This is a genomic window from Kribbella sp. NPDC050241 (assembly GCF_044459685.1).
In the GTDB taxonomy this organism is placed as follows: Bacteria; Actinomycetota; Actinomycetes; order Propionibacteriales; family Kribbellaceae; genus Kribbella.
The window spans coordinates 84,134-110,269 of record NZ_JBITJE010000001.1 but is presented as its reverse complement, the minus strand read 5'-3'; the positions used below and the strand labels follow the sequence as shown (position 1 = coordinate 110,269).

At 68.7% G+C, this 26,136-nt stretch carries 24 protein-coding genes and 2 pseudogenes; 9 read left to right on the top strand and 17 right to left on the bottom strand.

The window, feature by feature from the left end; all coding sequences use genetic code 11:
- Window positions 1-26: 26 nt before the first annotated feature.
- Together ACIBG5_RS00510 and ACIBG5_RS00505 are read right to left on the bottom strand one after the other, a co-directional pair.
- Entirely contained in the window at window positions 27-398 is a 372-nt protein-coding gene (locus ACIBG5_RS00510) for a hypothetical protein (protein ID WP_396390776.1), read from the bottom strand.
- A gap of 909 nt (window positions 399-1,307) precedes the next feature.
- A pseudogene (locus ACIBG5_RS00505) lies at window positions 1,308-1,688 on the bottom strand (protein kinase); the annotation flags it as partial.
- Between the two features lie 143 nt (window positions 1,689-1,831).
- Here ACIBG5_RS00505 and lipB point away from each other — a divergent pair.
- Window positions 1,832-2,548 (top strand): lipoyl(octanoyl) transferase LipB, encoded by a 717-nt coding sequence (lipB, locus tag ACIBG5_RS00500; RefSeq protein WP_396389288.1) that lies wholly within the window; start codon window positions 1,832-1,834, stop codon window positions 2,546-2,548.
- A gap of 25 nt (window positions 2,549-2,573) precedes the next feature.
- On the opposite strand, the gene ACIBG5_RS00495 is transcribed toward lipB, so the two are convergent.
- Window positions 2,574-3,875: a sulfatase-like hydrolase/transferase gene (locus ACIBG5_RS00495; RefSeq protein ID WP_396389287.1), complete on the bottom strand. Its 1,302-nt coding sequence runs from the start codon at window positions 3,873-3,875 to the stop codon at window positions 2,574-2,576.
- A 117-nt stretch (window positions 3,876-3,992) separates the two neighbouring features.
- Here ACIBG5_RS00495 and ACIBG5_RS00490 point away from each other — a divergent pair, with 117 nt between their 5' ends.
- Complete coding sequence (locus tag ACIBG5_RS00490; protein ID WP_396389286.1) at window positions 3,993-5,906, top strand: hypothetical protein; 1,914 nt, start codon at window positions 3,993-3,995, stop codon at window positions 5,904-5,906.
- A gap of 359 nt (window positions 5,907-6,265) precedes the next feature.
- Here ACIBG5_RS00490 and ACIBG5_RS00485 read toward each other — a convergent pair whose 3' ends face one another.
- From ACIBG5_RS00485 to ACIBG5_RS00455, 7 genes are all read right to left on the bottom strand, one after another.
- Window positions 6,266-7,231 (bottom strand): LysR family transcriptional regulator, encoded by a 966-nt coding sequence (locus tag ACIBG5_RS00485; RefSeq protein WP_360447681.1) that lies wholly within the window; start codon window positions 7,229-7,231, stop codon window positions 6,266-6,268.
- 109 nt (window positions 7,232-7,340) lie between these two features.
- Complete coding sequence (locus tag ACIBG5_RS00480) at window positions 7,341-8,513, bottom strand: ABC transporter permease (protein WP_396389285.1); 1,173 nt, start codon at window positions 8,511-8,513, stop codon at window positions 7,341-7,343.
- A complete protein-coding gene (locus ACIBG5_RS00475) occupies window positions 8,510-9,391 on the bottom strand; it encodes an ABC transporter ATP-binding protein (protein WP_396389284.1) in 882 nt (293 codons plus the stop codon). Before ACIBG5_RS00475 ends, ACIBG5_RS00480 begins: the two co-directional genes overlap by 4 nt.
- Before the next feature lie 127 nt (window positions 9,392-9,518).
- The gene (locus ACIBG5_RS00470; RefSeq protein ID WP_396389283.1) at window positions 9,519-9,917 is read right to left on the bottom strand and encodes a hypothetical protein; all 399 of its coding nucleotides are present in this window, start codon (window positions 9,915-9,917) and stop codon (window positions 9,519-9,521) included.
- Window positions 9,878-10,744 carry an RNA polymerase sigma-70 factor gene (locus ACIBG5_RS00465; protein ID WP_396389282.1) on the bottom strand — a complete coding sequence of 289 codons (867 nt, stop codon included), beginning with the start codon at window positions 10,742-10,744 and terminating at the stop codon, window positions 9,878-9,880. The genes ACIBG5_RS00470 and ACIBG5_RS00465 overlap by 40 nt, the downstream gene beginning before the upstream one ends.
- A gap of 2 nt (window positions 10,745-10,746) precedes the next feature.
- Complete coding sequence (locus ACIBG5_RS00460) at window positions 10,747-10,998, bottom strand: hypothetical protein (protein WP_396389281.1); 252 nt, start codon at window positions 10,996-10,998, stop codon at window positions 10,747-10,749.
- A complete protein-coding gene (locus tag ACIBG5_RS00455) occupies window positions 10,995-11,732 on the bottom strand; it encodes an SDR family oxidoreductase (protein WP_396389280.1) in 738 nt (245 codons plus the stop codon). Before ACIBG5_RS00455 ends, ACIBG5_RS00460 begins: the two co-directional genes overlap by 4 nt.
- Before the next feature lie 145 nt (window positions 11,733-11,877).
- On the opposite strand from ACIBG5_RS00455, the gene ACIBG5_RS00450 reads away from it, so the two are divergent.
- Entirely contained in the window at window positions 11,878-13,074 is a 1,197-nt protein-coding gene (locus tag ACIBG5_RS00450; RefSeq protein WP_396389279.1) for a low temperature requirement protein A, read from the top strand.
- On the opposite strand, the gene ACIBG5_RS00445 is transcribed toward ACIBG5_RS00450, so the two are convergent.
- On the bottom strand, window positions 13,029-13,712 hold the full coding sequence (locus ACIBG5_RS00445) for a response regulator (RefSeq protein ID WP_396389278.1): 684 nt from the start codon (window positions 13,710-13,712) through the stop codon (window positions 13,029-13,031). The genes ACIBG5_RS00450 and ACIBG5_RS00445 overlap by 46 nt on opposite strands.
- On the bottom strand, window positions 13,709-15,082 hold the full coding sequence (locus ACIBG5_RS00440) for a histidine kinase (RefSeq protein WP_396389277.1): 1,374 nt from the start codon (window positions 15,080-15,082) through the stop codon (window positions 13,709-13,711). Before ACIBG5_RS00440 ends, ACIBG5_RS00445 begins: the two co-directional genes overlap by 4 nt.
- Window positions 15,083-15,304: 222 nt before the next feature.
- Here ACIBG5_RS00440 and lipA point away from each other — a divergent pair, with 222 nt between their 5' ends.
- The 3 genes from lipA to ACIBG5_RS00425 all read left to right on the top strand — a co-directional run bounded on the left by lipA (window position 15,305) and on the right by ACIBG5_RS00425 (window position 18,409).
- Window positions 15,305-16,249: a lipoyl synthase gene (gene lipA / locus ACIBG5_RS00435; RefSeq protein ID WP_396389276.1), complete on the top strand. Its 945-nt coding sequence runs from the start codon at window positions 15,305-15,307 to the stop codon at window positions 16,247-16,249.
- An 18-nt stretch (window positions 16,250-16,267) separates the two neighbouring features.
- Window positions 16,268-16,966, top strand: a complete 699-nt coding sequence (locus ACIBG5_RS00430; protein WP_396389275.1) for a DUF4191 domain-containing protein — start codon at window positions 16,268-16,270, stop codon at window positions 16,964-16,966.
- A gap of 165 nt (window positions 16,967-17,131) precedes the next feature.
- The gene (locus tag ACIBG5_RS00425) at window positions 17,132-18,409 is read left to right on the top strand and encodes a class I SAM-dependent methyltransferase (RefSeq protein WP_396389274.1); all 1,278 of its coding nucleotides are present in this window, start codon (window positions 17,132-17,134) and stop codon (window positions 18,407-18,409) included.
- On the opposite strand, the gene ACIBG5_RS00420 is transcribed toward ACIBG5_RS00425, so the two are convergent.
- Window positions 18,410-18,871: an RDD family protein gene (locus ACIBG5_RS00420; protein WP_396389273.1), complete on the bottom strand. Its 462-nt coding sequence runs from the start codon at window positions 18,869-18,871 to the stop codon at window positions 18,410-18,412.
- 190 nt (window positions 18,872-19,061) lie between these two features.
- Between ACIBG5_RS00420 and glnA the strand changes: the two genes are divergently transcribed.
- The 3 genes and pseudogenes from glnA (at window position 19,062) to ACIBG5_RS00405 (ending at window position 21,582) form a co-directional block, all read left to right on the top strand.
- Window positions 19,062-20,486 carry a type I glutamate--ammonia ligase gene (glnA, locus tag ACIBG5_RS00415; protein ID WP_360447709.1) on the top strand — a complete coding sequence of 475 codons (1,425 nt, stop codon included), beginning with the start codon at window positions 19,062-19,064 and terminating at the stop codon, window positions 20,484-20,486.
- 300 nt (window positions 20,487-20,786) lie between these two features.
- Window positions 20,787-20,870: pseudogene (locus tag ACIBG5_RS00410) on the top strand (helix-turn-helix domain-containing protein); the annotation flags it as partial.
- A 133-nt stretch (window positions 20,871-21,003) separates the two neighbouring features.
- Complete coding sequence (locus ACIBG5_RS00405) at window positions 21,004-21,582, top strand: hypothetical protein (protein ID WP_396390775.1); 579 nt, start codon at window positions 21,004-21,006, stop codon at window positions 21,580-21,582.
- 157 nt (window positions 21,583-21,739) lie between these two features.
- Here ACIBG5_RS00405 and ACIBG5_RS00400 read toward each other — a convergent pair whose 3' ends face one another.
- From ACIBG5_RS00400 to ACIBG5_RS00385, 4 genes are all read right to left on the bottom strand, one after another.
- Window positions 21,740-22,993, bottom strand: coding sequence for an NAD(P)/FAD-dependent oxidoreductase (locus ACIBG5_RS00400; protein ID WP_396389272.1), 1,254 nt, complete (start codon window positions 22,991-22,993; stop codon window positions 21,740-21,742).
- 12 nt (window positions 22,994-23,005) lie between these two features.
- Window positions 23,006-23,980: an ornithine cyclodeaminase family protein gene (locus tag ACIBG5_RS00395; protein ID WP_396389271.1), complete on the bottom strand. Its 975-nt coding sequence runs from the start codon at window positions 23,978-23,980 to the stop codon at window positions 23,006-23,008.
- Window positions 23,981-24,090: 110 nt separating this feature from the next.
- Window positions 24,091-25,317 carry a PucR family transcriptional regulator gene (locus ACIBG5_RS00390; protein WP_396389270.1) on the bottom strand — a complete coding sequence of 409 codons (1,227 nt, stop codon included), beginning with the start codon at window positions 25,315-25,317 and terminating at the stop codon, window positions 24,091-24,093.
- Window positions 25,318-25,346: 29 nt separating this feature from the next.
- Window positions 25,347-26,036: a pyridoxamine 5'-phosphate oxidase family protein gene (locus ACIBG5_RS00385; RefSeq protein ID WP_396389269.1), complete on the bottom strand. Its 690-nt coding sequence runs from the start codon at window positions 26,034-26,036 to the stop codon at window positions 25,347-25,349.
- Window positions 26,037-26,136: the final 100 nt, after the last annotated feature.

Sequence of the window (26,136 nt, the reverse complement as noted above, 5' to 3'; positions counted from 1 at the left end):
GCTCGCGGTGGGGCGCGCCTTGGTCGTCAGACGTTGGTGATGGCGGCTATTCGCCACGCGGGTGTGCTGGGGTTCGTGGTGAGGGTGATGAGCCTTGTCGTAGGCGTGGCCGGTGGCAGAGGGGTGCTGGTGCCGTGACGGTCCACGAGGCTGCCGGCGATCAGGTGGTCGACGGTCCGGAGCGTGACACTCGTTGTTGTGCGGCGCTCCACCGTGGTGGAGTCGATCCGGATGCGGAGTCCCTGGACCCGGAGCTGTTGCTTGCTGTAGGCCACGATGAGGGCGCGGTCGGAGGTCCACGGTTTGCTCCCTGGTACGTAGATCTTGTCGAGAAGGCTCGGTTCCAGAGCCCAGAACGCCTGTGCCCGTTGGGCATCCAGAGCTTGCAGAGTGCGCACCCAGTCCGCGGTCTCAGCCGGCCGTGGCGGGCGCGAGGGTGTTGAAGGCTGCGGAGACGCGGTCGAGGTTTGCGCGGGTGCTGGAGTTGAGGTCTGCGACGGTGGTGGGGTTGGGGCCTGCTGGGGTGGGGTTGTGGCTGGCTCTGTGGCGGCCGTTGGGGTGGGTTGGTTGTCGAGTGCGCCGACTGTGAGTAGGCCGAGGACGAGCACGACCGCTGCGCCGAGTCCTGCTGCGGCTAGTACGCCGCACGCGGGGTGGGGGAACCTGCGTCGCCAGAACGTGTGCTTCCGGCGCCAGACGCGACGGCGTGGTCGGCGACGTCCTGGTGGAGGCAGGCCGGACGAGTTCGTGGTTGGTGTCGAGGGAGGTGGCGCAGGCGGCTCGGACGCGGGTTGCCTGGGCGTTAGGCGGTCGAGGGGGTTCGTGGGTGCGGTGGCGGTCCGGCGGCTGAGCCTGGGGCGACGGGATGTGGGGCGGCGAGAGGGTTTGGGGAGGCGCGGAACGGGCTTGGGTGGGGTGGGCTGTGGCCTGGTTGGTTGCACGGAGTCGGTTGCTGACTCATCTGGTGGCGATGGGGTCAGCGGGCCTCGGGAGCGTTGGACGGGGTCATCGTCGTCGGTGGGTGGCTTGGTGGTGTCCGGGCCGTTCTCCGGCTCGGGAAAGGCGAGGTCGATTGGGGCGGGGGCGTCGAGGGCCAGGAGGTCACGGGTCCCGCCCGTGGTGAACAGCGTTGGTGGGAAGAGGGCAGGACTGCCGCCGGACTGATGGGCGAGGTGGGTCAGAGCCGTGAGGTCGTCGGTGGGTGCCGGGGACTTGGCTCCGGGGTTGAGGTGCGGATGGATGACGGGGTCGGTGAGGACAGGGCGGCCGGCGGAGTCGAACATGACATTCGGCGCGGTGACTCGGCCGTGGGTGAGGCCGGAGCGATGGAGGTGGTCGAGCGCTTCCGCCAGCGGGCTGAGGAGCGTGACCAGTTCGCCGGTGGACAGGGCGCCACGGCGGCCGAGCAGGCTGGTGAGGGTGCCGGCCGCGACGTACTGGCCGAACAGGAGCCACTCGGATTCGGTTTCGCGGAGCTCCAGGAGACGCGCGAGATGGGGATGATTGACGCGTTGCAGGATGAAGAGTTGTTCACGAAGCTCCTCCAGGTCTGAGATCGCACTGACGGGGACGCGTTTGAGCACGGCGTTGCGGCCGGAGGCCAGGTCGCGGACCTGCCAGACGCCGCCGGCTGATCCGGACCCGAGCTTCCGGCGCAGGCTGTAGCCGGCGATGTCGTCGAGGTCCATGCCCAAGAGAGTGCACGAATCGCGACCACGCCCCCGGAAGTTATCCACAGCACACCCCGCCGGCCGCCGTACGACGGCTTGATCGGCGGCGGCCTGTGGACGGCGGCGAACGGCGGGAGTCAGGGACGCATACACTCGAAGACGTGAGGGCTATCAAGTATCTGGAGGCCGGCTTCGGCGCCGACGCGGTGGACTACGAGACCGCGTGGGCCGAGCAGCGACGCCTGCATTCGGAAGTTGCCGAGGGCACCGGATCGGACACGGTCATCCTGCTCGAGCACCCACCGGTGTACACGGCGGGCAAGCGGACCGAGCCGCAGGAGCGGCCGCTGGACGGGACGCCGGTGGTCGACGTGGACCGCGGCGGCAAGATCACCTGGCACGGTCCGGGGCAGCTGGTGGGCTACCCGATCGTGAAGCTGGCCTCACATGTGTACGTCGTGGACTACGTCCGGCGGCTGGAGGAGGCGCTGATCGCGGTCTGCGCCGAGCTCGGGGTGAAGACCGGGCGGGTCAAGGGTCGCAGCGGGGTCTGGGTGGCGGCCGACGACCGTGGCCGGGAGCGGAAGATCGCCGCGATCGGGATCCGGGTCGCGCAGGGCGTCACGATGCACGGGTTCGCCTTGAACTGCGACAACGACCTGACGTGGTTCGACCGGATCGTGCCGTGCGGGATCTCGGACGCCGACGTCACCACGCTGTCGAAGGAGCTCGGCCGTGATGTCACAGTCACCGAGGTGGTCGAGCCGATCCGGCGGCACCTGGACCGCATGCTGGCGTGGGAAGAGTACGAGCGCTCACCGGACATCAACCACATCGAGGAACCGCCCACGGCCATCACGTACGGCCTGAGCGTCTGACGTCACTACCAGCACAGACGGTCGTTCAGTCAGCTCGCGCTGCCTGCTCGGCGTGCGCGCGGTCGTTGGTCTGATCGGGGTCGAGGATCGCTCTGAGAGCGGCGTCGAGCCTGGCGACCATGTCGGGTCGACGGCTGACCAGGTCGTGTAGTTCCAACGGGTCGGCGTCCAGGTCGAAGAGCTGCGGCGGGTCGGTCGGTCCGTAGTAGCAGTACTTCCAGGGACCGGACCTCAGCATGTAGCCCGCGTTGATCATGCCCTGGGCGTGGTACTCCGAGAGAATCGGGCGGTCGACCGGGACGGGACCCAGCAGACTTGTGCCCGGCAAGGTCGGGTCGGGAGCCAGACCGGCGATCGCCCGGAGCGTCGGGAGTACGTCGATCAGGCTCACCGGTGCCGTGGTCCGGGCCGGGTCCAGTGCGGGGTGGCGAAGCAGGAACGGGATGTGGACAGCGGGTTCGTAGAAGCACTGCTTCTGCCAGATGCCGTGATGGCCGGCCATCTCCCCGTGGTCGCTGATGTAGAGGACGACCGTGTCGTCAGGGATCGCCGCCAGCAGCCGGCCGACCTGGTGGTCGAGATGGCTGATCAGGGCCCAGTAGCAAGCGGTCGCCTCGCGTGCCTGTTCCTCCGTGATGGGCTCATCGTTGCGGAAGCCGTGGCGCAGCAGCGAGATCACCGGATGCTGGTCGTCGGACGGAGCGGGCGGAAGCTCAACGTCGGCCGGGTCGTAGAGGTCGCGGAACTCCGGTGGTGCGACCAGCGGGAAGTGTGGATGCATGTAGCCGACATAGAGCAGGTACGGCTCCTTGCCGGGATCGCGGAGGAAGTCGAGCGCTGCATCGGTGGCCGCGACGTCGTGACGGGTGTGGACGTGCTCACCAGCGCCGTACTCGGTGACATGTGAATTGGTGGGTCGGCGCCACTCCGCCGTACGACGAGGTGGGCGGCCGCTGTGGTCGATCCAGAAGTCGAGGTCGTCCGTCAGGCGGCGGTCGAAGCCCAGCAGGCGATCCGGACCGTTGAAGTGGGTGCGGCCCGCGATCACCGTCTCGTAGTCACGCACATGATGTCCCCACGAGCGGAAGTCCGGACCGGGGATGACACCGTTGTCCCAAGCCCCGATCTGGTGCACGTATCGCCCCGTCATCAGCGACAACCGCGACGGAACGCACATCGGACTGTTCGTGTAGGCGCGGTCGAACGACACGCTCTGCGCTGCCAGCTGGTCGAGATGCGGCGTCTGTATCCGCGGGTGACCGGCCCAACCCGCTGCGGAACCGGTGTGCTCGTCGGACAGGATCACCACGATGTTCGGTCGCTCCACAGGCGCTCAGCCTAGGTCACCCGATGTGGCCGCTGCCTTCTGTCGCAAGCGTTTGCCCTTCTGCACGTGCCGAAGTGTCTGCGGGGTGTGACGGCAAAACGTCGCTACCTTGGGGGTGTGTCCAAGTTTCTCGGTTTCTTGCTCGGAGTGGCCGTTGCGCTGGCCGGCCCGGCTGTGTTCGGAGTTCTCGCGGCGCCCGGCGGCATCGAGCTGAATGTGAAGGAGATGGCGCTCGCCTACGGCATCGGCGCGCTCATCTTCTGGACCGTCGTGTCGTATTTCTCCGGCGCGGGCGCACTCGGTGCGTTCATCGCGTTCGGCACGCTGATCTACTGCTGGCTGTGGATCCCGAACCGGACGACGAACTTCCTGAACGACGTCCCCGGGGTCACCAACGGGATGATCGACGGCTCCAAGCAGTACACGCTGAACGGCGTCGTACCGATCCTGGCGGTGATCTCGCTGGTCTACGGGATCCAGCTGATCGTGCAGAGCACGCAGCGCCGCCGGCGGGAGCGCGCGGAGGCCGAGCGGCTGCAGCAGGAGCAGGAGGCCGTGCAGGCGCAACAGGAGGCGGACGCGGCCGCTTTGTATCCGGTTGCCGGGAGCACCTATCCGGGGCAGTACGCCGAGACGTACGAGAGCCGGAGCCGGTTCGACGACCTGTTCGACGAGGACCCGGAGCCGGTGCGACCGCGGAGTCAGGCGGATGAGCAGACGGCGCAGTTCCCGGCGGCTGGTACGGCGGAGAACACGGCGCAGTTCCGCGGCATGAACAACGATGCTGAGGGCAACGAGTTCGGTGATGACACGGAGCTCGTGCCGACCGATCGCGACGAGACCACGCAGGTGCCGACCGCGGAACCCCAGCAAGAGAAGCAGCCTGAGGCCGAACCGCGGGTAGCCGAGGCGTCGGAGCAGCCGATGGCCGAGGACGAGCAGGTCACGCAGGTCCCGATGAGCGCTGGCGCGGCGGCAGCGGGCGCGGCTGAGCAGGAGACACAGCAGGTCCCGGTGCGCGAAACCGAGCAGCCCACGCAGCAGGCGCCCGTGTCTGAGCAGCAGGAGACACAGCAGGTGCGGGCGGCGCAGCAGGCAGAGCGCGAGGCACGCCCGGAAGAGCCGAGCCCGCAAGCACCGAGCGGGCAGACCGCGGGAACGCAGGAGGCGGCCGCACCGCAGACGCCGAGCGAGCAGCAGGCGGGAACGCAGGAGGCGGCCGCACCGCAGACGCCGAGCGAGCAGCCGGCGGGAACGCAGGAGGCGGCGGGCACGCGGGACGCGGGCGGATCAACCGCGGCATCGGGTGGAGCAGCGGCGGCATCGGGTGGGGAGTCGGAGGCGGCGGCTCCGGTGGACGAGGCTGAGCAGGAGACGCAGCAGGTGCCGGTGCAGACTGCGCAGCAGGCAGAGCCCGAGGCGCGCCCGGAGGAGCCGAAGCCGGCGGGCCCGCAGGCACCGAGCGGACCGGCGGCCGGAGGGCCGGCGGCTGGAGCGGCGGCGGCTGGAGCGGCGGCGGCTGGAGCAGCTGGAGCGTCGGGTGGGCAGCTGGGGACCGCTCAGCCGGTGGTGAAGAGCGGGGGCCAGGCGAGCGCGCCTGAGGCGGGTGGCGAGGAGTCGAAGCCGACCGGGCCGTCGGCACCGAGTGCGCAGGCAGCCGCGCCGCAGGCGCCGAGTGGGCAGGCGGCCGCGCCTCAGGCACCGAGTGGGCAGGCAGCCGCGCCGCAGGCACCGGGTGCGGAGTCGATGGGGTCGGGTGGGGCGGACTCGTCGCAAGGTGAGGTTGGGGAATCGCGGGGAGCGGCGGCCGGAGGGCAGGCTGAGCGTAGGGGTGAGCGGGTTGGGACGCCGCCTGTGCCTGAGGTTCGGGAGCAGGGGGTTGCTCCGGTGCCTGGGGTTCGGGAGCAGGTCGGGTCTCAGTACCGGGAGCGCATGGACGATCCCGAGGACACTGGGGAGTTTTTCATCAGTGCTTTCGAGAACCCGCCGGTAATCGATGGCCCGGGACAGATCCGGGCGGCCGGCGCCTAGCTCGATCCAGGCCGCCGACGGGCGAGCCGGTCGGCTACATCCCACGACCTTGTGCACCGATCAACCACCAGACACCCGCCGATGTGGTCGACCCGTGCACAAGGTCGTAAAGCACCCTGGCCCACCCACGTCGCCGGGGGCTGTGGACAGGGTCTGGGGAGCGCGGACACGGTATGACGTGTTCACGGTCCCCGGAAGGTGTTCACGGTCCCCGGAAGGTGTTCACGGTCCCCGGAAGGTGTTCACGGTCCCCGGGGGGTGTTCACGGTCCCCGGAAGGTGTTCACCGGCCCCAGAAGGTGTTCACCGGCCCCAGAAGGTGTTCACGGTTCCCGGAAGGTGTTCGCGGTGGGGCGCGGGTTACGCGACGTGCATGCGTTGGTGTTGGTCTCGGCGGGCGTGTTCGGTGAAGGCTTGTTCGTAGGCTGCGGCGGCCATTTCGTGGACGTCCCGCGCCATCTGGGCGCGCGGCGATTCCGTGCTCCAGGCCAGTAGCAGGCGACGGTGGATCGGGTCGCCGGTGAGGGTGCGGGTGGTGACGTCGGTGGAGAGCATCCGGTACGACGTCGGTGAGACGAGCGCGACGCCTTGGCCGCTGGTGACGAAGCCCATCAGGACCGAGGTGTCGACCGAGTGGTGCTCGACCTTCGGCTGGAATCCGGCCTCCTCGCAGGCCGCCCGGAACAACACGTGGAAGCCGCTGTCGTCCGGCGGTTCCCCGATCCACTCCTCGTCGCACAGCGCGGCCAGCTCGATCTCACCGCGGTGCCGCGATGCGACCGCCAGCGGGTGATCGGCGGACATCACGACGTACGCCGATTCCGATTCGACGACTGTGGTGGCCTCGACACCGCTGGGCAGCCGCAGTTCGAAGCCCGGGAACTCGCGCAGCAGCGCGAAGTCGAGCCGTCCGCTCTCCAGCTGCTGCAACAACACGCTGGTGGACCACTCGACCTCGATGCTCACCTGCTCGATCTCGCCGTGGTCGCGCAGTCGCGAGGCAATGCCGGACATGGGCGCGGTCGGAAATCCGCCCAGCCGTACGGCGCTGGACTCGACCGCCGTCATCGCGGACACGGTGGCGGACAGGTGGTCGACGTCGACCAGGATCGCGCGGGCGCGGTCGACGGCGTACCGGCCGAGTGCGGTGGGAGTGACGCCGGTCCGGGAGCGCTCGAACAGCTCACCGCCGAACGCGGCCTCGATGCGCTTCAGCTGCGCGGTCAGGCTCGGCTGGCTGACCTTCAGCCAGCGGGCGGCCCGTCCGACGGACCCCGCTTCTGCCACCAGGACCACCACCCGCAGGTGGCGCAGCTCGACGTTCATGCGTTGAGACCGTAGTCCAGGTCAACGCACAGCTCACAGTTTCCGAGTGTTGCGGTTTCGTCTCAGCCGGGACCAACCTTGTAACGTCAGCCCCGGCTGGCACGATAGATCAGGTCGCCTTGATGGCCAGTGCCTCTCGGTAGCCGAGGCGGCGGCCGGTTTGGAGGAGGGTGCGCTCGTAGAGACGGGCGCCGAGGCGGACGATCAGGACGGTCCCGGCGAGCAGGATCACGATCGCCAGCAGCGGCTGCCACAGCGGCACGTCCTCGGTCAGCATCCGGCCCGGCATCGCCATCGACGACGCGATCGGGATGAACGACGCCACGGTCTTGGCCGATGATCCGGCGAACACCGAGAAGAAGAACGGGATCATCAGGATCATCTGCCCGGGCAGTGTGGTCGACCCGAGGTCCTCCTGCCGGGTCGCCAGCGATCCCGCGACCGCCCACAACCCGGCCAGCGCGACGAACCCGAGCACGAAGAACACCACGAACCAGCCGGCCACCGGAGCGACCACCTCGAGGATGTCGGCCTGGTCGGTGGCCAGCAGCCCGATCAGCGACGCCGCCGCGATCACCACGATCTGGGACAACGCCAGCACGGTGTTGCCGAGCACCTTGCCCCACAGCAGCGACCGGATCGGTACCGCGGCGGCCAGGATCTCGACGACCCGGCTCTCCTTCTCCTGGACGACGCTCTGCGCGATCATCATGCCGAAGCCGAGCGCGGTCATGTAGAACACCAGCGCCAGGCCGATGTTGACGAAGTCGGAGACGATGTCCGGCAACGGACCCGGCTTGAGCAGCTCCAGCTGCACCTTCGTACCGGCGCGGAGCTCGGTCGGCGTCAGTCCCGCCCCGGCCGCGTTCTTCTCCATCCCGACGGCCGACGCCGCTTCACGCAACGCGCCTTCGAGCCCGGAGTCGACCCGGTCCTTGCCGAGGACGACGTACCCGTCGGCATCCGGCAGCAGCGCCACCTTCACGTCGCCGTCGGTCACGAGCTGCTCGGCGGCCGGACGATCCGCGGCCCGGATCACCTCGAAGCCGTCACCGCCCTTGGTGGTGGACGCCTGCTGCACGACCTTCGCACCGGCATCGTCGACAACGGCGATCTTGTCCGCGCCGCCGCGGCCCGCGAGCACCGCCGGCAGGATCACGGCGACCATGACGATGAACAGCATCACCACGGTCGAGCCGATGAAGGTCTTGTCCCGCAGCTTGGTGGTGATCTCGCGCTCGGCGATCAGCATCCACGGACGGTCCAGAGATCGGTCGTTCATCGGGTCGCCTCCCGGAAGATGTCGCTCAACGCCACCCGCTCCGGCCCGAACTCGAGCACCGGCCCGCGAGTGATCGCCTGCTGAAGAATCTGTTGTCCCACCCCGTCGGTCTCGACGTCGAACAGCGCCGTACCGCCGGCCACGTCGCGCACCTGGATGCCCGGGATGTCGCGCAGCCAGCCCGCGTCACCGTCGACCACGAGCCGGTACGTCGTACCCGAGCCGGCAGCCAAGTCCGCCACCGGACCGGCCGCGACGACCTTGCCCCGGGACAGGACGATGAGGTCGTCGCAGAGCCGCTCGACCAGGTCGAGCTGATGGCTCGAAAACAGCACCGGCACCTCGGTCGTCACCTCCTCGCGGAGAAGGTCCACCATCGTGTCGACCGCCAGCGGGTCGAGACCGCTGAACGGCTCGTCCAGGACCAGCGCGATCGGCTCGTGCACCAGCGCGGCCGCGATCTGCACCCGCTGCTGGTTGCCCAGCGACAGCGTCTCCAGCGCGTCGGTGGCCCGCTCGGCCAGCCCGAGGCGTTCGAGCAGCTTGTCGGTGCGCTCCTCCGCACGATCCGCGGAGAGGCCGTGCAGCCGGCCGAAGAACACCAGTTGGTCGCGGATCTTCATCTTCGGGTACAGCCCACGCTCCTCCGGCATGTACCCGAAGTCCCGCCGTACCTCCTGGGTCAGCGGCGCGTCGTTCCACCGCACCTCACCGGCGGTCGCCGCCAGCACGCCGAGGATGATCCGCATCGCCGTCGTCTTCCCGGCTCCGTTCGCCCCGACGAATCCGGTCATCCGTCCCGGGACGACGTCGAATGTCACGTCGTCCAGCGCGAGCTGATCCCCGAACCGCCGAGTGAGCCCAGCCACCCTCAGCATCCGTCACCGCTTCCCATCACGTCGGCCCCTGACCGGGCGCACGCCGGTCGCCCCCACGGCGGGAGCGGTTCCAACGCTAGTCAGGACAGGCGTGCGGGCACGTCGGCCGCCAGGGTGATCGGCGGTGTCATCCGCGGGACGGATCGGACACCAGCCAGTGGGCCAGCTTGTCCGGATTCAGTACGACCCAGATGCGGGTGATGACGGACCCGGTCACCTCGAGTGAGGCAACGGCCTCGACCCGGCCGCCCCGGCGCAGGACGACGCCGGGACGGCCGTTGATCTCCTCGATCGACAGGACCGCCGCCGACATCAGTGTGACGACGATCCGCGCGGCCTCGATCGCGCCGCGGATCGGGCGCAGCGGCGCCAGGACCCGGCCGCCGCCGTCGCTGACCAGCACGACGTCCGCGGCCAGCACCTCCCGCACGGCCTCCTGGTCCTCCGCCGCACAGGCCGCCGCGAAGCGTCGTACGACGGACTCCATCACCCCACGCGTCCGAGCTTGGCCGGATTCATCACCCACAGGAGCTGCTCGATGCCCTCGCTGGTGGCGACCATGGTCAGCACGGTGAAGACCTTGCCGTCCTGCCGCAGCAGCGCGGCGGGCTGCCCGTTGACGGTCGACAGCTCCACCTCGACCCCAGCCCAGAAGCGGTCCTTGAACGACCGGAAGTACTTCGCCACCGTCTGCGCACCGTGCACCGGGATCTTGGAGGCACTGCGGATCCCTCCGCCGTCGGAGACGCTGGTCACGTCCGGCGCGAACAGCTCCTCGAGCTCGGCGAGGTCACCCGACCTCGCCGCGGTCACGAAGGCGCTGAGGAGCTTGCGCTGCTCGGCACTGTCCACCGGAGTACGGCGCTCGCCCGTGACGTGCTTACGGGCCCGGCTGACGAGCTGGCGGACCGCCGGTTCGTTGAGCTGCAGGATCTCGGCGATCTGCGGATACGGGTAGTCGAACGCCTCCCGCAGTACGTACGCCGCCCGCTCGTTCGGCGACAGGCGTTCCAGCAGCAGCAGTACGGCGAACTCCAGCGCGTCAGCGCGCTCGGCACCGAGGTACGGATCCGCGCTGGTGTCGACCGGCTCGGGCAGCCACGGCCCGACGTACGTCTCCCGGCGGACCCTGGCCGACTGCGCGGCGTTGATCGCCAGCCGAGTGGTCGCGGTCGCCAGGTACGCCGCCGGGTTGGTGACTGCACTGCGGTCAGCGGCCTGCCACCGCAGCCACACGTCCTGGACCAGGTCCTCGGCCTCGGTGGCGCTCCCCAGCATCCGGTAGGCGATCCCGAACAGCCGTGGGCGAACCTCCTCGAACACCTCTAGGGCCGATTCGAGGTCGTCCGCCACAGTCACTCCTCCCATGGCCCCCGCGCCGTGTCGTCGCGTCCGGTGGGGGTCTCGCGCGGATCCATCCGGTCGGTTTCGAGCGCCTGGACGGCCCCGAGCAGACTGGTGTACTCAGTCTGCTCGACCTCGACCTCTTCCGGGTCCACCAGCCACTCACTCGGCGGAGTGTCGGCCGCCGGTGCACCCGCTCGGGCCATCGCCAGGTCGGCGTTGACCTCGGTCTCCAGTCGCTCCAGGAAGTCGCCAGAGCTCATCGATGCGCCTCCGCCCACTCGGGGTAGTGGAACTGACCGAGCGTCACGTCGCCGATCGGGACCAGGCTGTCCTCGAGCAGTTCGCTACCGAAGTACGTCGCGTGGTCGTCGGTCACGATCTCGCGGTCGGGCAGCGCCATCCGGAAGAAGTCGTCCATCCGGTACCGGTCCGGCCCGGCGATGTCCCGGCGGCCGTTCAACGGCTCGGCCACCGCGGTCTTGGCGACCTGGTCCGCGACGTCGTCACCGGCCATCGGCTGGAAGCTCACTGGTGCCATGTGGACCTTGCCGGCCTCATCGGTGGCAGTGTCCGCGATCGCGTTGGTGAACTCGAAGAACTGCGTCGCGTGCACCAGCGAGAACGGGATGCCGCCCTTCTCGATCAGCTGCTCCTGCGCGATCTTGGCCCGGAAGTACCCGTTGGTGGGGAGCCGCTCGGTGCCGACGATGGACACCGCCACGTGGTGCCCGACCCCGGCGGCGGCTTCGGCCTCGAGCAGGTTGGACGTGGACGTTTCGAAGAACTTCATCACTGCGGTGTCCTCGAACGACGGTGAGTTCGACACGTCGACCACCACGGCGGCGCCGGCCAGTACTTCGGCCAGTCCCTCGCCGGTCAGTGTGTTCACTCCGGTGTTCGGTGAGGCCGCGATCGCCTCGTGACCGTCCGCCTCGAATCGCCGGACCAGCTTCGAGCCGATCAGTCCGGTACCGCCGATCACCACGATCTTCATGGTTCACCTCTCGTGCTCCGGGTGCGCTGGTCGCACTCCTGTCGCCAGCTAAGACAGGGCACACACCGCGGTTGTGACAGCGGGCGGTCACAGTTCGCGACACTGTCCTGTCTCAGTTGGTGACAGGACCGACAAGGAGCCGACCTTGCCCGCAGAACGCACCCCGCTCAGAGCCCGGATGACGGCCCGCGCCGTCGACGAGCCACACCGCACGGCCAGTCCGCTGGAGCTGCTGTTCGATCTGACCCTGGTGGTCGCGGTCGCCGCGGCCACCGCCGAACTGGCGCACAGCATCGAGGACGGTCACCTCGCCGACGGGGTGGTGCCGTTCCTCGAGGTGTTCTTCGCGATCTGGTGGGCGTGGATGAACTTCACCTGGTTCGCCTCCTCGTACGCCACCGACGACGTCGCGTACCGGCTGCTCACGATGGTGCAGATGGGCGGTGTCCTGGTCATCGCGGCCGGCATACCGGAGGCGGCCAAGCACTCGGACTTCCGCTGGGTGGCGCTCGGGTACGTGATCATGCGGCTCGCCCTGGTGGCCCAGTGGCTGCGCGCGGCCGCCGAGGACCCGACCCGTCGGCGTACGGCGCTCCGCTACGCGATCGGGATCGCGGTCGCACAGGCGGGATGGGTGCTGAGTCTGGTCCTGACCGGTGGACCCAATCCGCCGGTGTTCCTGGTGCTGGTCGTGCTCGAGCTGTCCGTGCCGCTCTGGGCCGAACGCACCTACCCGACCAGCTGGCACCCGCACCACATTGCCGAGCGGTACGGCCTGTTCACGCTGATCCTGCTCGGCGAGAGCGTGCTGGCGGCAACCAGAGGCGTACAGAACGCGCTGGCCGCCGGCGAGTTCAGCGGCTCGCTCCTGGTCGTCGCAGGGGCCGGTCTGGTGCTGCTCTTCGCGCTCTGGTGGTTCTACTTCCAGCACCCGGCCGGAGAGTGCCTCAGCCAGCGGCGCAACCAGTCGTACCGCTGGGGCTACGGCCACTACGGCGTCTTCGCGTCGCTGGCCGCGCTGGGCGCCGGTCTGGAGGTGGCCGTCCAGACAGGTCACGAGATGGAGGTCTCCCCTGTGACGGTCGGCTACTCGGTCTCGGTGCCTGCGGCCGCATTCATCGTGCTGCTCTGGGCGGTGCACAAGCCGATCGAGGTGGACCGGGTGATCCATCCCGCGCTGATCCTCTGCGCCGGCGCTGTCCTCGCGGTGGTCCCGCTGACGGCCGAGCAGATCGGCGTACCGGCCGTTGTCGTCGTGACCGCCGCCGTCTGCTCGCTGGTCGCGGTGGTCGCCGGTCAGCCGGTCGGGTCGTCGCCAGGGGTGACCAAGCCGCACTCGTAGGCGAAGACGACAGCCTGGACGCGGTCGCGCAGGCCCAGCTTGAGCAGCACGCGGGAGACGTGCGTCTTGACGGTGGCCTCGCCGACGTACAGCTGGTTGGCGATCTCGGTGTTGGTCAAGCCGCGGGCGATCAGGCCGAGCACCTCACGTTCGCGCTCGGTCAGGTCCTCCAGCAGGTCCGGGCGGTAGACCCGCTCGCCGCCGCCGGTGAACCGCTTGATGACACGCCTGGTCACCTCGGGCGCGAGCAGCGCATGGCCGGAGTGCACGACCTGGATCGCGTCGACCAGGTCCTCGGGCGCCGTGTTCTTGAGCAGGAACCCGCTGGCCCCGGCCCCGAGCGACTCGAACAGGTAGTCGTCCCGGTCGAAGGTGGTGAGGATGACGACCTTGCCCGCGTCCGCCGCGACGATCCGCTGGGTCGCGGTGATTCCGTCCATGCCGGGCATCTGGACGTCCATCAGTACGACGTCCGGCCGCAGCGCCAGCGCGAGCTCGATCGCCTTCTCCCCGTCGGAGGCCTCGCCGACCACGTCGATCTCCGGCTCGACCGACAGGATCATCCGGAACCCGGCCCGGACCAGGTCCTGGTCGTCCACCAGCAGGACACGCATCGGCTCGGTCACCGTGTCGGTCATGCCTGGTCTCCTCCTTGCAGTGGGCGGTTCTGCGGGTCGAGCGGGATCCGGACCCGGACCCGGAAGCCACCGGCAGCTACTGCGCGCGGCCCGATCTCGGTCTCGCCGCCGAGCAGACCGACCCTCTCACGGATGCCGACATGGCCGAGCCGGCTACCCACCGGGGCGTGCTTGGGCCGGCCGTCGTCGATCACCTCGAGCTCGACCGAGTCACCAAGGTAACGCAGCGTGATGTGTGCACTCCGCGCCGTCGAGTGCCGTCGTACGTTGGTCAGCGCCTCCTGGGCGATCCGGTAGACCGACACCGAGACCGTCTCGGGCAGTTGGACCGGCTGGCCGATCTGGTGGAAGCCGACCGACAGGCCCTCGCCGTTCACGTCCGCGATCAGCGCCGGGAGCCGGTCGGCGCCCGCCTGTGGCGCCTTGGCGACCGGCGCCTCCAGGTCGACGTCCGGGTCGGCGGCGCGGAGCATGCCGAGGAGCTGGCGCATCTCGTTGACCGCCGTACGGCTGGAGTCCTCGATCACGCTCAGCGCATTCTTGGCCGCGTCGGGGTCGGAGTCCATCACCCGCCGGGCGCCGCCGGCCTGGACGCCGATGCTGCTGATGTGGTGCGCGACCACGTCGTGCAGTTCGCGCGAGATCCGTAGCCGCTCATCGATGACCGCGCGGCGGGCGTTCGCCTCCTGCTGAGCGGCGAGCTCGGTGGCCTGCTGCTCGAGTTCGTGGCGCTGCCGGGCGGTGCCCCACGCGGTCCTGCCCCAGAAATAGGCGCCGAAGAAGTAGAGGATGTTGAGTGCGACGGTGAGGATGACGCTGGAGACGTACGGCGAAAGCAGTGCGTGGTTCGGGCCCTCGATCTCGTTGTTGCGCAGGGCTCTGACGAAGTTGATCGCCAGCCAGCCGAACATCCCGACGAAGACGACCGCGACCGACGCCTTCATCAGCCGCCGGTCCCGAGCCCAGGCGACGGCCGCGTAGATCGCCATGAACAGCGACGCCTGGGTGGTGAGGTTGCTGGCGAAGGCGAAGATCGCCCGCTCCCCCGTGACCACGAACAGTGCCGCCACCGCCAGTAGCACCGGGATCGGGAACCGGCGGCGGAAGCACAGCGGCAGCGAGACCGCCGCGCTGAGCACGTACGGCTCGACTCCGCCGATCCCGAGGTCCACATGCGTCGGCGAGGCACCCCGGGCCAGCTCGGTGCCGATCACCGCGGCGACGGCCATCCCGAGGCCCAGCAGTACGTCGGCACGCCGCTGCGCCGCGGTCGGACCGGGCCGCACCCAGCCCCGAACAGTCGTCCCGGTGCCGGGTGGTGTCCCCGGCTCGGCGGCCGCGGGCGTCGTACCCAGTTCAAGCGTGGCCATAGCTCAGCAGCCTACGGGCTGTCCGGTGCTCCCCTGCAGTCGCGAGCAGGTGCTCGGTGCGGTAGCTCGGTGTGCTGGAGTGGAGGCCTCGATGTGGTTCCATCGTGGCCTTTGCTCCAGTGCAGCGAGATGCCGTGCCGAGTGCCGCGCAGCACGCAGGGGAGCACCGGACAGCCCGTGGGGGTGGATCGCCCCTGACCAGGGCCGCGTACGCTTGGGGTCGTGACGATCGCCCCAGAAGGACGGAAGCTACTCAGGCTCGAAGTGCGCAACGCGGAGACCCCGATCGAGCGCAAACCCGAGTGGATCAAGACCAGGGCCAAGATGGGCCCGGAGTACCTGGCACTGCAGAAGCTGGTGAAGTCCGAGCAGCTGCACACCGTGTGCCAGGAGGCTGGCTGCCCGAACATCTTCGAGTGCTGGGAAGACCGCGAGGCCACGTTCCTCATCGGCGGTGACCAGTGCACCCGCCGCTGCGACTTCTGCCAGATCGACACCGGCAAGCCGCAGGCGCTGGACCGGGACGAGCCGCGCCGGGTCGCCGAGTCGGTCCGGACCATGGGCCTGCGCTACGCCACCGTGACCGGCGTCGCCCGCGACGACCTGGACGACGGCGGCGCCTGGCTGTACGCCGAGACGATCCGCCAGATCCACGAGCTGAACCCGGGCACCGGCGTCGAGATGCTCGCGCCCGACTTCAACGCTGTCCCCGAGCAACTCGCCGAGGTGTTCTCGTCCCGGCCCGAGGTGTTCGCGCACAACGTCGAGACCGTGCCGCGGATCTTCCGCCGGATCCGGCCGGGCTTCCGCTACGAGCGGTCGCTGGACGTCATCACCCAGGCCCGCGACTACGGCCTGGTGACCAAGTCGAATCTGATCCTCGGCATGGGCGAGACCCGGGACGAGGTCAGCCAGGCGCTGCGCGACCTGCACGCCGCCGGCTGCGAGATCATCACCATCACCCAGTACCTGCGCCCCTCGGTGCGGCACCACCCGGTCGAGCGGTGGGTTCGGCCCGAGGAGTTCGTGGAGCTGCAGGCCGAGGCCGAGGCGATCGGTTTCGCCGGAGTCATGTCCGGGCCACTCGTGCGTTCGTCGTACCGGGCCGGTCGGCTGTACCGTCAGGCTGTGGAGTCGCGGATGAACGCCGCGACACAGACCGCTTAAAACAGGGATCCGGGAGAGATGGCCAAGAACGACGCGCCCGAAGAGAAGAAGACCGGTCGGCTCAAGCAGATCGCCTCGGCGTACAAGCTGACCAAGAAGTCCGACCCGACGGTCGGGCTGGTGCTGGCCGGGATCTTCCTCGGCATCGTCGCGATCTTCGTGGTGGTCGGCCTGCTGGTCGGGCCGCTGATGGTGTGGATCCCGCTGGGTGTCGCGCTCGGCTTCCTCGCCGCGACGATCATCTTCGGCCGCAAGGTCGAGAAGGCGGCGTACAGCCAGATCGAGGGCCAGGCGGGTGCGGCCGCGTCCGCGCTGCAGACACTGCGCCGCGGCTGGACCGTGACGCCCGCCGTCGCGGTCACCAAGAACGCCGACATCGTGCACCGGGTCGTCGGCCGTCCGGGCATCGTGCTGGTCGGCGAGGGGCAGGCGAGCCGGGTGAAGAACCTGCTCGCCGCCGAGGGCAAGAAGCACAACCGGGTGGCCGGTGGCGCGCCGGTGATCCAGATCGTGGCCGGTCAGGGCGAGGACGAGATCGACATCCGCAAGCTGACCAAGCACGTGATGAAGCTGCCCCAGGCGCTGCAGCCGTCGGAGATCACGGACCTGCTGCAGCGGCTGAAGGCGCTGGACGCCGTTCGCCCGCAGGTGCCGATGCCGAAGGGTCCGGTGCCGACCAGCCTCAAGGGCGCCAGGCAGGCCATGAAGGGCCGCTGACTCGGCGCTGGGGGGCGACGAGCGAGATGCCGGGGTAACCCGGCGGCCGCTCATCAGTTGATCTGTCCGTGACGTGGCACGAGTGTGCCTTCGTGTCGCGTCGTGGGGCGGAGGTTGGGCCTTAAGGTGCGACCAGGACGGATCGAGGACACGAGGTTGACGATCATGACGGATCTCCTGCCGGTTGTGCACCAGCCGGTGACCGAGACGTGGCCGACGCTGGCCCGCCCTCGGTCGAACCCGGTCCGCCGGGCCGGCGCGCTGGCCGCGCTCCGTCTGATCGCCAGGGACCTGCCGGCCACGATCCACCTCGAGAACAGGTCGTACGGCCTGGGCGGACCGGCGATGCGGGTGCACCGCAGCGCGGCGTTCCTGGACCGGCTGGGTCACGACGCCGGGTCCGGATTCGGTGAGGCCTATCTGGCCGGCGACTGGGATCCCGAACCGGGCACCGACCTGTCCGATCTGCTGGTCCCGTTCGCCGAGCGGTTCAGCAACGAGGAGACCCGGCACCTGCTGCCCAAATGGGCACAGTCGCTGCGCTGGCTGGTGACCCGGTCCCAACCCGGCGACCAGGAGAACGACCGGGCCGGTGCCCGCGAGAACGTCAGCCGCCACTACGACCTCAGCAACGCGATGTTCTCCGAGTTCCTCGACCCCACCCTGACCTATTCGGCGGCGTACTTCGGCCCCGCCGCCGCGGCGGACCTGGCCACAGCGTCGTACGACGAACTCACGCAGGCGCAGCTGAACAAGCTCGACGCGATCCTCGACGCGGCCGGGGTGGTGTCCGGATCGCGGGTGCTCGACATCGGGTGCGGTTGGGCCAGCCTGGCGATCCGCGCCGCGCAACGCGGTGCCTGGGTCACCGCGATCACGATCGCCTCGCAGCAGGCACTGATGGCCCAGCGCCGGATCGCCGAGGCCGGCGTGAGCGACCGGGTGCAGGTGGCGTTGCGTGACTACCGCGACCAGATCGGCGAGTTCGACGCCGTACTGAGCGTGGAGATGATCGAGGCGGTCGGCGAGAAGTACTGGCCGGTCTACTTCGACGCGATCGAGCGGCGGCTCGCGCCCGGCGGAGTCGCGGTGGTGCAAGCGATCGTGATGCCGCACGAGCGGATGCTGGCCACCCGGAACACGTTCACCTGGGTGCAGAAGTACATCTTCCCCGGCGGCCTGATCCCCTCGATCAAGGTGATCGAGGACGTCACCACGCGGCACGGCGGCCTGCGACTCGAGGTGCTCCGGCATCTCGGCGCCGACTACGCGCGCACCCTGCGGATCTGGCGGAACCGCTTCATCGAGCGCGGGCCGGCCATCGCCGATCTCGGCTTCGACGAAACCTTCCTCCGGATGTGGGAGTTCTACCTCGCGTACTCCGAGGCCGGCTTCCGCACCGGCTACCTGGACGACGTCCAGCTCCGGCTCACCCGGCGCTGACTACCGCAGTACGACGGCGGTGTTCGCGGCGCGATCGTGGAGGCCACGGCGGTCGCGGTCGTAGACGACGGCCGGAATCAGCAGGCAGATCAGGAACGCGCGGATGACACCGGCCAGCAGCCCTGGTTGCGTCGTGTAGCTGGTGGTGCCGCGGATCGGGATCACCCGCATCCCGCACACACGGTGACCGATGGTGCCGCCGGCCAGCCCGGTCAGGATCGCGGTGATGGCGAAGAAGGCGACCAGTTGCGCGGTCCCGAAATCATTGCCACCCGCCCACATGGGCTTCGACGTGACCGCGGACGCGATCAGCCCGGCGATCAGCCAGTCCAGCAGCAGCGCCAGCACCCGGCGGACCCAGCCCGCGACCGAGCCCGGTCCGGTGGCCGGGAGCCCCAGCCGATTCCCCGGGAACCGGAATTCCTCGGAGGGTCCTGTGCCCGGCTGCGCGGATGATGCCATGATGGCTAGCCTACGGAACGGTCCGGGCCGGGACACAGCGGACCGGGAGATCTCAGGCCGTCACCGCCGTACACCAGTGGGTCAGCGCGGACACGCTGGGCGTAACATCCGCGAAACATTGGGGTCACGGCCGAGTAATCGGCAGGCCCTACGTTCAGATGCAATCTCTGAGCCACCCCGAGGAGTACGTATGTTTTCCAGCGCTGAGGAGCTGCTCGCCTACGTCAAGGACGAGGGCGTCGAGATCATCGACGTCCGGTTCTGCGACCTGCCGGGCATCATGCAGCACTTCACCGTCCCGGTGTCGTCGTTCGGACCGGAGGTCTTCGAAGAGGGCCTGATGTTCGACGGGTCGTCGGTACGCGGGTTCCAGCAGATCCACGAGTCCGACATGAAGCTGCTGCCCGACCCGACCTCCGCCTTCGTCGACGAGTACCGCGGCACCAAGACGCTGGCCATCAACTTCTTCGTGCACGACCCGCTGACCGGCGAGGCGTACAGCCGCGACCCGCGCAACATCGCCCGCAAGGCGCAGGAGTACCTGAAGTCGACCGGCATCGCGGACACCGCGTTCTTCGCGCCGGAGGCCGAGTTCTACGTCTTCGACGACGTCCGGTTCGAGACCAAGGCGAACTCCGGCTACTACTCGATCGACTCGGTCGCCGGCGCCTGGAACACCGGCCGGGTCGAGGACGGCGGCAACCGCGGCTACAAGGTCCGTTACAAGGGTGGCTACTTCCCGGTCGCGCCGACCGACCACTTCGGCGACCTGCGCGACGACATCACGCTGGCCCTGGAGCGGGCCGGCCTGCTCGTCGAGCGCGCGCACCACGAGGTCGGTACGGCGGGTCAGGCGGAGATCAACTTCCGCTTCGACGAGCTGCTGAAGACCGCGGACAACCTGCAGAAGTTCAAGTACATCGTCAAGAACACCGCCTGGGCGGCCGGCAAGACCGCGACGTTCATGCCCAAGCCGATCTTCGGTGACAACGGCTCCGGCATGCACTGCCACCAGTCGCTGTTCTCCGGTGGCGACGCGCTGTTCTACGACGAGTCCGGGTACGGCGGCCTGTCCGACGTGGCCCGCTGGTACATCGGCGGCCTGCTCAAGCACGCCCCGTCGCTGCTGGCCTTCACCAACCCGACGGTGAACTCCTACCACCGTCTGGTGCCGGGCTTCGAGGCGCCGGTCAACCTGGTCTACTCGCAGCGCAACCGCTCGGCCTGTATCCGGATCCCGATCACCGGGTCGAACCCGAAGGCGAAGCGGATCGAGTTCCGCTGCCCCGACCCGTCGGCGAACCCGTACCTGGCCTTCGCGGCCCAGCTGCTGGCCGGCCTGGACGGCATCCGGAACAAGATCGAGCCGATCGACCCCGTCGACAAGGACCTCTACGAGCTCCCGCCGGAGGAGCACGCGAGCATCCCGCAGGTCCCCACCTCGCTCCCGGCCGTGATCGACGCCCTCGAGGCCGACCACGCCTTCCTGCTCGAAGGCGACGTCTTCACCGAGGACCTGATCGAGACCTGGATCGACCTCAAGCGCGAGCAGGAAATCGCCCCCATCCAGCTCCGCCCCCACCCCCACGAGTTCGAGCTGTACTACGACGTCTGATCGGCTGTAGGCCGCTGACCTGCGGAGAAGTCATCACGACCCCTCCGCGTTCCGTGGCCGTTCCGTGAGACTCCCGGCCCGTGCCGCCAGCAATAACGGCGGCACGGGCCGGCTCGCTCAGTCGTCCGGCCACTCACCGCCGGACACGTCGCGGTGATGGCCGTCGTGGTAGCCCAGTACGCACGGCCGCCCGGTTGTCGGGTGCAGGCCGTCGCACGGCTCGGTCCGTGAGGCTTTGAGTACCGGCCAATTTCGGTCGCCTGCCCCCGTGGCGCCCTGGCCTTGGCTGACACTGGACGGGTGAGCTTCGGACGGCGTCTCCAGGAGTACCGAGACCACCGCGGTTGGTCTCTGGCCGACCTCGCCCGAGCCACGCAGTACAGCCGGTCGTACCTGAGCTACATCGAGAACGGCCGCAAGGCCCCGTCCGACGACATGGCCCGGCTGCGCGACGAAGCGCCCAGGGCCACTCGGGCAAGAGGCTGGGCACCCCGAGATCGCCGGATGGGGTCACGAGATGACCGCCTGGTTCGCCCTCACCCAGGGTCGATTCCGGCAGGCCGTGGACGCGGCCCAGCGCGGTCAGGCGGTCGCTCAATCGTCCAGCGTGCACGTCCAACTGATCGCTCAGGAGGCCAAGGCCAAAGCCCGTCTCGGTGAAGCCGGCCTGAGCACGTTGCTTGCCACGGGCAAAGAGATGCTCGACCGCCTGCCGTACCCGGACCGTCCCGACAACCACTTCAAGGTCGACCCAGCCAAGTGGGATTACCACGCGATGGATGTGCACCGGATCGCCGGTGACGACGAGTTGGCCACGCAGTACGCGACGACCGTGATTGACGACAACACCTCACCGGACGGCAGCGAATTCAGCCCGATGCGGATAGCCGAAAGCCGGATCACGCTCGGCATCATGGCGGGCCGGGCAGGCGACCTGGAGCAGGCCGTGGAACTCGGCAAGACCGGACTCCGGAACGGTCGCCAATCCAAAGTGCAGCTGCTCATGGTCGCGGGAGAACTCGACCGGGAACTCAGGGACCGCTTCCGCGGCGAAGGGCTCGTGATCGAGTTCGAGGAAACTCTGCGAGCCGTCTGACCGGATGGGCGCAGCGTCTGCTTCACCCCGGGCGGATTTGGGGAGGATTTCGGCCCCGTAGCGGTCAGAGATCCTCCCCGGATCCAGCCGGATGCGGGACGTCCAGTACGACGATTCTGTCCGGCTGCGGGAGTGGTGGCTGGGTGGACTTGTTGCGTCAGCGGCGGGTGATGCGGGCGGGGGCGAAGGGGGTCAGCGGGGGCGGTGTTCGGCCGGTCATGATCAGGTCGGACATGAAGAGGCCGGTTGCCGGGGCCAGGGTGATTCCGGACATCGAGTGGCCTGTCGCCAGATAGACGTTCTCGAAGCCGGGCACGCGGCCGAGGATCGGCAGGCCGTCGGCGGCGAGGGGTCGCATGCCGACCCACTCGTCCTCGACGGTGTCGTCGGGCCAGTCCGCCAGATACTTGCTCGCCCCGGTTTTGATGGCGCGGATGCGACGTTCGTCCAGACGCAGATTGAGGCCACTCAGCTCCATCGTCCCGGAGACGCGCGTCTTGCCGTCGGACAGCGGGGTGACGACCACCTTCGATTCACCGAAATGGATGGGCCGGAGCGGCTGAGTCCGGGGACGGATGGAGAAGCTGTAGCCCTTGCCCGCCTGCATGAGCAGCCTGACGTCGAGCATCCGCGCGAGGGGCTCGGTCCAGGCTCCGGCGGCGAGTACGACGTTCTCGACCGTGAACCGTCCCGACGAGGTGCGCAGAGCGGTCGCCCGCCCGTTGCGATGCTCGATTCCGGCAACCTCGGTGCCCTCGAAGAGCTCGGCGTCGACCTGGCCGAGGGCGTCCGCGAATCCGCGGCTGATCCGCGCCGGGTCGACATGCGCCTCGCCTTCGATCACGAACCCCGCGGTCACCTCGTCGGACAGAACCGGCTCCGCCTCGTGCAACTCGGCCCCGGTCAAGATTGCCTCTGGCAACGGATATCCGTACGCCGACAAGATCCTGAGCCGGTCGAGGTCGGCCTCGAGCGCACCGGCCCGCAGGGCGACCATCAGGATCCCCTCGCGCCGGATTCCGAAGTCGATCCCGCGAGCGGTGAGTCCGGCGTACAGCTGATGCGTCTTCTCGCCCAGCTTTGCCGTGGCATGCATTCCGCGCTGGAAGGCACCGTCGTTGCAGTGGCGCCAGAACCTCCACGCCCAGCGGATGAAGTCAGGGTCGGCTCGCAGGGCGAAGTAGATCGGCGATGCCGGGTCCGACAAGGACCTCAACGTGTAGCTCACCAGCCCCTTCGCAGGGATCGGCGCGGCGAACGAGGGAGCGATCCAGCCGCTGTTGCCCCACGAGGCCCCGCTGCCGACCTGGCGGGCTTCGATCACCCGCACCGCCGCGCCCGCTTGGGCCAGGTAGTAGGCGGTGGCGAGACCGATGGCTCCGCCGCCGACAACGGTGACTTCCTTGGTCACGACCGGCTCCTGTCAGGGAAAGTCGATCACGACGCCGATGCCCTCACGCTGCGCAAGCGTGACGATCGATGCTGCCGCCGCGACGTCCTGGATCGCCAACCCCAGGGACTCGAACACGGTGATCTGGTCCGTCGTCGTCCGCCCGGCCCGAGTGCCGACGAGCAATTCACCGACCTCGGGTGGATCGAACGAGTCGGCGAGGGCGCCTTCGCCGAGTGGTATCAGCATGTCGCCGGCGTTGGCGAAGGCGCCTTCGCGGCTGTCGACGGCGAAGACGTCCGCCTTCTGCACCAGGTTGGTGCAGAGCTCGCGACCCTCGCGGTGGAAGGCACCGACCGCGTTGAGGTGTGTGCCTGGGGAGATCCAGTCGCCGTCGATCAAGGGGTCCGTCGACGACGTGACGGAACAGACCAGGTCCGCTCCGTCCACGGCGGACTGCACGCTGTCGCAGACCTCGACCTCGAAGCCGCGAGCCTCGGCCCATCGAACGAACTCGAGCGCTCGTGGTTCGGTCCGGTTCCAGACGCGGACGCGCCGGAGCTTGCGGACCTCGGCCATCGCCAGAAGGTGGCTCCGCGCCTGGACTCCGGCGCCGATGATGGCGAGATCACCTGCGTCCTGGTTGGCCAGCAGATCGGTGGCAGCACCCGAGGTCGCAGCGGTGCGAAGCTCCGTCACCACTCCTCCCTCGAGCAGCGCCAGCAGTACGCCGGTCACGGGATCGAGCAGAGCGACGAACGCCTGGATCACCTCGAGGCCACGCTGCTGGTTCGCAGGAACGATCGTGAGCACCTTGAGCCCGACCCCTCCCTCGACAGCGGCCGGCTTGAGCCATACGGACCCATCGAACGCCGGCGGATCCAGCACCACACGAGGCGGCTGGAACACCTCTCCCCTGCCGTGCGCGGCCATTGCCGAGCGCATCAACTCCACCGCGTCGCCCATCGGGAACGCCGCCCGTACGTCCGTCGCAGTCAGCACCAGCATTCCGGCGTCTCCATCCCGAATCGCGTCACGCGTTCACGCTAGGGGGATGGTCGTGCGCCGGGCATTCTCCCGTCGTCGGAAAGCGGCGGCCCGCTCTCCTCCTCCTGTAGCTAACTTCTGAGCCCGATCAGCCGGGCGATCTTCAGGCCCAGGTGGTACACGAGGCGGTCCTCCCCGTTGGACAGGTGGGCGCCCGTCAGTTCTTCGATCCGCTGGAGCCGGTAGTACAGCGTGGTGCGATGCACGAACAGTTGCTCCGCCGTCGCCTGGACGTCTCCCGCGTTCTCCAGGAACGCCTCGAGGGTATCGACCAGTTGGGCGCCCTTCGGACCTGATCCGATCAACTGGAGCAGTCCGCGTGGCACGCAGGTCTCGTCGAGTTCACGACCCGGGATTCTGGTGAGCAGTCCGTAGACGCCGAGCTCCTCGTGGGACATCACGCGCTCCGGGCCGCCCATGACGCGGGCCACGCGGGCTGCTCGTTGTGCCGTCTCGTACGAGCTGTGCGCATCGGTCAGATCGCCGGCCACGCTGCCGATGCCGGCGTACGGATCACTGTCGGGCAGATCCGCCAGGATGCTCGACAGCAGATCACGCACCAGCGCGACCTTCTCCGTGCCGCCGAACATCGGGTCCTTGTCGGAGAGCAGGAGGAGCCCGTGGTCTCGCCTGACCAGGCAGATGTGACGACGATCGCTCAGCCGCCGTCCCGCGCGATCGAGCCATCCACCGAGTACGTCGCGCTCGTTCTCGGACAGCCCGCGGCCGTCCGCGGACAGTGTGACGACCACGACGCACACCGGCTCGGATGCGACGAAGTAGTCGGCGTCGACGAGGTCGGCGGCGGCGTGCCGACGAGCGGCCAGGTCGCCGGCCAGAATCAGCTCATGGGCAAGATCGCGAATCCTGCTCTTGCCGAACTCCTCAGCCAGTTGGTCTCGATGCAGGGCGGCAGCCAGCGTCTCGGTCGTCTGGGAAACGGTCTTCAGCTCTTCCGCGGTGAGCTCGTTCTCCCCCTCGACGATCCAGATGTAACCGACCAGTGCGCCCTGCCACCGGATCGGGACCACCAGCCGTTGATGAGTGCAACCGATCCGGGGATCGATCGGCGGCCGGAACGGCTCCACCGCGGTCCGCGCTCCGGCCGCCTGCGTCCAGGCCAGGACTTCCGGACGTACGTCGTGCTGCTGGAAGATCGACTGCCGACGGAGCCGGTCGACGGGGCCGTACTCGTGCGAGGAGAAGGCCAGTTGACGCATCCAGGCATCGTCGACGGTCACGTTCCGCTGGATCTTGTGGCCGAGAGCATCAACCAACCGTTGGAGCTCTGACGTCATCCTCCGACGATAGCGTCCGATGGCCGGTGTCACACTCCCGTTCTGCCCTGGCCCCACAACCGCAGATACTCGGGGACCGCCGTACCGGCCGGCACATGCTCGTCCGGGACCGGCTCACCAGGTGTCACCCGCAACGGGAGCTCGCCCGCCCAGACAGGTAGGGCTCGATCCGCTGCCGCGTCGTCCCCGTCGCCGGTGCGCACCTTGACGGAGCACTCGTCGAGCGGGATGGACACCAACAGGGCACTGCCGAGCTCCGCATCCGTCAGCGGTCGCAGGTCCGGCAACCGGCCCGGGATGCACTTCTCGACGAGAGCCAGCATGCGTTCCAGCTTGGCCTCGGGATCCTCGATCGCCGTACCCGTGCCCAGGACGACGACCGAGCGATAGTTCACCGAGTTCTGCAGGACGGAGCGGCCCATCGCCAGACCGTCGAGAACCGTGGCTTCCACGCAGACCGGCGCGCCGTCGGCGATCAGGTTGAACATCCGGTTCTTGCGGGACCCATGGATGAGCAGTTCATCGCCGACCCGGACATGCAGGGTGGGCAACACGTACGGCTGGTCGTCGACGACGAAGCCGACGTGACACATGAGGGACTCGTCCAGGATCTCGTGGACCTTGTCGAGGTCGTACGACGCTCGGGCGGGTCGACGCCGGACCCGGACCCGCGGACTCGCGGGCCCCGTCGACTTGTCGGTCGCACCTCTACTCGGCATGCTTTGCGGCCTTCCTGCCGGCACATTCCTTCTGTGCACCGATCCTCGGCAGGCCAGGCCGCGATTGCTAACGACAGGTGACGCAAAACGTGCGGCACGG